The sequence below is a fragment of the Oleiphilus sp. HI0128 genome (genome assembly GCF_001635365.1).
Genome location: NZ_LWGG01000756.1, coordinates 1 through 1,456 on the forward strand (window position 1 = coordinate 1; position 1,456 = coordinate 1,456).

General features: G+C 46.8%; 1 protein-coding gene. It reads left to right on the forward strand.

The window, feature by feature from the left end:
- On the forward strand, positions 1–1,317 hold a 1,317-nt coding region (locus A3763_RS10315), incomplete at its 5' end, for an aspartate kinase (protein ID WP_068760006.1).
- Positions 1,318–1,456 lie beyond the last annotated feature (139 nt).

Below are 1,456 nucleotides of genomic sequence, written 5' to 3' on the forward strand. Positions count from 1 at the left end.
GCGTATGGCGGCATGACAGACGCTTTGTTAGAGCACAAAAAGACTAGCCAGCCAGGAATCTATGCGTTATTTGCCAACGGCTTGAAAGACAAGAGTTGGCACCAGGCGCTGCAGCAAGTGAAAGCTGATATGCAGGCCATAAACGCAGGCTTATTTGGTGAAGGTGAGCTTTTGCAGCAGGCGAATAGTTTTATTGGCGAGCGTCTGGATGATGCAGAGCAGTGTCTTGTTGATCTTCAAAGACTTTGTCAACACGGGCATTTTGAGCTTTCCGCACATTTGGCGACTGTTCGGGAAATGTTGGCGAGTATCGGTGAGGCTCATAGCGCTTGGAACACTGCAAAGCTTCTTGAACGTGACGGTTTCAATGCTTGTTTTGTTGATTTAACTGGCTGGCGCGCGGCACAGCATACCTCTTTGGATGAGCGGATCGTTGAAGCGTTTCAAGGCTTGGATTTGGCAAGTCAGATACCTATCGCGACGGGTTATGCGCATAGCGAGGAAGGCTTGATGTCTACTTTTGACCGTGGCTATAGTGAAATGACCTTTAGCCGCATCGCTGTATTGACCGAAGCGCGTGAAACCATCATCCATAAAGAATTTCACTTGAGCACGGCTGATCCTCGTTTGGTTGGTGAAGAAAATGCTATTCCTATCGGACGGACAAACTATGATGTTGCCGATCAGTTAGCTAACCTGGGAATGGAAGCTATTCACCCTAAAGCGGCCAAGGGTTTACGTAGTAACCGTATTCCTTTAAGAGTTAAGAATACTTTTGAGCCTGACCATCCTGGTACACTTATCACCGGAGACTATGTCAGTGACGAGCCTTGTGTCGAAATTATTGCAGGTTGCAAGGGCATCTATGCACTGGAAGTGTTCGATCAGGGGATGACGGGTAGTGTCGATACTTATGACCAGAAAATTCTTGAGCTGATCAGGCGCTTCAAAGGCCATGTTGTTTCTAAAGATATTAATGCGAACACCATTACTCATTATCTTGCTACAAACCTGAAAACAGTAAAGCGTATATACGGTGCTCTGGAAAAATGTTTTCCTGAGGCCGAGATTGACCAGTGCAAAGTTGCGATTGTTTCGGCGATTGGCAGTAATATGCAAGTGCCTGGTATGTTGGCGGTGACGGTCAAGGCGCTGGCACAGCAGGAAATTAGTGTTTTAGCAATGCATCAATCTATGCGACAAGTTGACATGCAGTTTGTTGTCAACGAAGACGACTATGACTTGGCGGTGAAGAGCCTGCATAGTAGCTTGGTCGAAATTCACAATCACGGTATCGCGATTTGCCCTGCTAATTAACAATTAGATCTCGTGGGAACATCCTGCTAAAGGAGTTGGCAATGCATCAGATCTCTGGGTTTTCATCGGCAGCACGTACGCTGTTTGTTTTGGCGGCATTTGTTATTGTGGTTGCAGGTATACGCGCTGCTGAGTCATT